Below are 2,845 nucleotides of genomic sequence, written 5' to 3' on the forward strand. Positions count from 1 at the left end.
GGCCTGGCCGCCGAAGCCCGGGTTCACCGACATCAGCAGCACCAGGTCGAGTTCGGGCAGCACATAGTCCAGCACTTCCAGCGGCGTGCCCGGGTTCAGGACCAGGCCGGCCTTGCAGCCGCTGGCCTTGATCAGCTGCACGGTGCGGTGCACGTGCTCGCTGGCCTCGGGATGGAAGCTGATCAGGCTGGCCCCGGCCTTGGCGAAATCGGGCACGAGGCGGTCCACCGGCTTCACCATCAGGTGCACGTCGATGGGCGCGGTGACGCCGTGCTTGCGCAGCGCCTCGCACACCAGCGGGCCGATGGTGAGGTTGGGCACGTAGTGGTTGTCCATCACGTCGAAGTGCACCCAGTCGGCGCCGGCCCGGAGCACGTTGTCCACCTCCTCGCCCAGCTTGGCGAAATTGGCGGACAGGATGGAAGGGGCGATCAGGCAGTGGGACATGGGTGACCTCAGGAGGACTTGCGCAGTTTCTGGATGCGCTCGTAGGCGGCATTGATCTCGCGGGCCTTGTCTTCGGCCTGCAGGCGCAGGTCGTCGGCCGCGCCGGTGAGGCGGTCGGGATGGTATTGCGATATCAGGCGACGGTAGGCGCGCTCGACCTCGCCGTCGCTGGCGTCGTCGCGCAGGCCCAGCACCGCGAAGGGGTCGTACTTCTTGGGCCGCAGCCAGTCGGCGTCGAAGGCGTGGCCAATCGCCAGGCCGATCAGCGCACCGGCCGGATGGCGCAGCAGCAGATAGCCGGCGACGAAGCCGAGCAGCTTTCCATACCACCTCATCGCCCGGTCCCCCGCTTGAAGCCCGGCTGGGCGGCGTACCACGCCGCGAGGGCTTCGATGTCCTTGGGCTGCAGCGCGTTGGCCAAACTGGTCATGGGCACGTGCTGGCGCTTGCCGCTGCGGTAGTCCGACAGGGCGCGCTCGAGGTAAACGCGGTCCTGGCCGCCCAGGTGCGGCGTGCCGGGCGTGCGGCTGGTGCCGTCCACGCCATGGCAGGCCGAACACAGGCCCAGCTTGGACGGACGCGCCGGGGCGGCGGTGGCCTGGGCGGAGGCAGGGGCTGCCGCCTGGGCGGCCGCCAGGGCCGGCAGCAGCAGCAGGCAGGACATGAGGACCAGCAGGGGCGTATTCATGGCGCAAGTTTACCAGCCCGCCCGGTGCGGACGGCGTCATGGCCCACGCCATGGGGCCGGCGGCCGCCTTACAATGGCGTCCCCGCGCCCGCGAGCTCCCACGTGCCCACGACCCTGCACACTTCCGACCTGCCCGGCCTGCCGCTGATCCACCGCGGCAAGGTCCGCGACGTCTACGAACTGCCCGGCAGCCGCCTGCTGATGGTGGCCACCGACCGGCTGTCGGCCTTCGACGTGGTGCTGCCCGACCCCATCCCGGGCAAGGGTGAAATGCTGTGCCAGATCAGCAATTTCTGGTTCGACAAGACCGCCCACCTCATGCCCAACCACCTCACGCATGAAGACCTGGCCAGCGTGCTGCCTGCCGGCGTGGACCTGGCGCTTTACGCCCGCCGCGCCGTCGTCACCAAGAAGCTCAAGCCGGTCCCGGTGGAGGCCATCGCCCGCGGCTACCTCATCGGCAGCGGCTGGAAGGACTACCAGCGCACCGGCGGCGTCTGCGGCATCGCCCTGCCCGTCGGCCTCCAGCAGGCGCAGCAGCTGCCCGAGCCTATCTTCACGCCGTCCACCAAGGCGGCGGCCGGTGACCACGACGAGAACGTCAGCTTTGCCGCGGTGGTCGAGCAGATCGGTGCCGACCTGGCCCTTCAGGTGCGTGACGCCACGCTGGCCATCTATCGGTTCGCGGCGGCCTATGCGGCGCAGCGCGGCATCATCATCGCCGACACCAAGCTTGAGTTCGGCCTGGACGAGCACGGCGTGCTGCACGTGATGGACGAGATGCTGACGCCCGACTCGTCGCGCTTCTGGCCCGCCGACCAGTACCGCGTGGGCATCAGCCCACCCAGCTACGACAAGCAGTTCGTGCGCGACTACCTCGAGACGCTGGACTGGAACAAGACCGCGCCCGGCCCCCACGTGCCGGCCGACATCATCGAGGGCACCCGCAGCAAGTACGCCGAAGCGCTGGACCGGCTCGCCGACCTGCATCTGGACTGATGCCGCGCCGCCGGCGCCGGACTATGATGGCGTGTCCTCACGCCCCTCCGGAGACCGGCCATGGCGACCACCCCCGAAGCAGTGACCACGCCCGACCCGCGGCGCCCGATTGACCGCTGGCTTTTCAGCTATGGCGGCGACCACGTCAATCCCACCAACCAGCTCATCCACCTGGTGTGCGTGCCGGCCATCGTGTGGTCGGTGACCGCAGCGCTGTGGACCATCCCCGTGCCGACCGCGCTGGTGCAGCCCGGGTTCTGGATGGGCCTGGCAATGTTCCTGTCGATGGTGTGGTACTGGCGCCTGTCGCGGCCACTGGCCGCAGGCATCTTCGTGTTTTTCGTGGCCTTCGGGCTGGCCAACTACGCGCTGTCGCAGGCGCTGGGCATGACGGGCCTGCTGTGGCTGGCCATCGCCGTATTCGTGGTGGCCTGGATCGGCCAGTTCATCGGCCACGAGATCGAGGGCAAGCGACCCAGCTTCCTCACCGACCTGAGCTACCTGCTGGTGGGTCCGCTTTGGACGCTGGGCAAGCTTTACAAGAAACTGGGCTGGCAGCACTGACCCCCCGCCGACAATCGGCCCGGCCGTAAGACGGCAAAAAAAAGGTTCTTCACCCAACTGAGTGGTTACGGTGCCGGCGCCACCGCGGAAGCGAGGGTCACTTCCTGCTCTTGGCAGAGCCTTTTAAATCGCAGGAAGTGACCCTCG

The 2,845-nt window shown here is 68.4% G+C and carries 5 protein-coding genes; 2 read left to right on the plus strand and 3 right to left on the minus strand.

Annotated elements, in window-relative coordinates; genetic code table 11:
• The 3 genes from rpe to K0M70_RS01795 all read right to left on the minus strand — a co-directional run.
• Window positions 1–447 (minus strand): ribulose-phosphate 3-epimerase (gene rpe / locus K0M70_RS01785; protein WP_290778488.1); only part of this gene is annotated, 447 nt, incomplete at its 3' end.
• Window positions 448–455: 8 nt separating this feature from the next.
• Entirely contained in the window at window positions 456–782 is a 327-nt protein-coding gene (locus K0M70_RS01790) for a DnaJ domain-containing protein (RefSeq protein ID WP_290778491.1), read from the minus strand.
• On the minus strand, window positions 779–1,135 hold the full coding sequence (locus K0M70_RS01795; protein ID WP_290778494.1) for a c-type cytochrome: 357 nt from the start codon (window positions 1,133–1,135) through the stop codon (window positions 779–781). Before K0M70_RS01795 ends, K0M70_RS01790 begins: the two co-directional genes overlap by 4 nt.
• A gap of 102 nt (window positions 1,136–1,237) precedes the next feature.
• Between K0M70_RS01795 and K0M70_RS01800 the strand changes: the two genes are divergently transcribed.
• Both K0M70_RS01800 and K0M70_RS01805 read left to right on the plus strand, forming a co-directional pair.
• Window positions 1,238–2,134, plus strand: coding sequence for a phosphoribosylaminoimidazolesuccinocarboxamide synthase (locus K0M70_RS01800; protein WP_290778496.1), 897 nt, complete (start codon window positions 1,238–1,240; stop codon window positions 2,132–2,134).
• A 60-nt stretch (window positions 2,135–2,194) separates the two neighbouring features.
• Entirely contained in the window at window positions 2,195–2,698 is a 504-nt protein-coding gene (locus K0M70_RS01805; RefSeq protein WP_290778500.1) for an Mpo1-like protein, read from the plus strand.
• Window positions 2,699–2,845 lie beyond the last annotated feature (147 nt).

The sequence above is a fragment of the Arenimonas sp. genome, from assembly GCF_019459675.1.
Taxonomy (GTDB): Bacteria; Pseudomonadota; Gammaproteobacteria; order Xanthomonadales; family Xanthomonadaceae; genus Arenimonas.